Genomic DNA, 676 nt, shown 5'->3' on the forward strand with positions numbered 1-676 from the left:
CCCTGGATATCAAGATTGTCAGTTTCGAACCGGTTACCCGACAACAATGTATCCACTCGATATTATCTCTGGTTCATTTGAGAACGCGCCTTTCAAGCCTACTGGCTCTAAGTGGGAGCATAATGCGCACTCTGTACTAAGGTGTCGGCTGAGTGCTCATGATTCAGAGTCCTCTATCAATTCCATGGGTATCGATTGTTTGCGTTTGTACTTAAATGGACAGACGCAATTAACACTCAAGCTATATCAAATGTTATTCCAAAGTTTGATTGGTCTTTCAATCGTATTGGATGGTAAAGAAATCATGCCTCTAACTAAGAGGCATCTTCAATCGGTTGGTTTTGGGGACGAGGAACAAGTCGTCCCTTACAGTAAGAGAAGTTTTTCGGGATCTCGTTTATTGGTCGAGTACCTTCATTTCCCAGAAAAATTCATGTTCTTTGACTTGATCGAGCTCGGCTTAGATAAGTTAGAGATTCAAGGGCAGGTCGAGATTTGTTTTTACTTCGATACAAGCGATGACTGGCTACCAAAGCAAGTAGACGAGGAAAGTGTCATGGTTGGCTGTGTTCCCATTGTAAATCTGTTCAAATCAACCATGGAACCTAAACGTCTCCTTCCAAGTTCCATTGTAAATCTGTTCAAATCAACCATGGAACCTAAACGTCTCCTTCCA

Annotated in this window: 1 protein-coding gene; it reads left to right on the plus strand. The window is 42.2% G+C overall.

The window, feature by feature from the left end; all coding sequences use genetic code 11:
• Window positions 1-676, plus strand: a 676-nt coding sequence (locus tag R7Q09_RS25960; RefSeq protein ID WP_318143921.1) for a type VI secretion system baseplate subunit TssF, incomplete at both ends; no start/stop codon positions are given.

This window comes from Vibrio sp. 2130-1 (assembly GCF_033339515.1).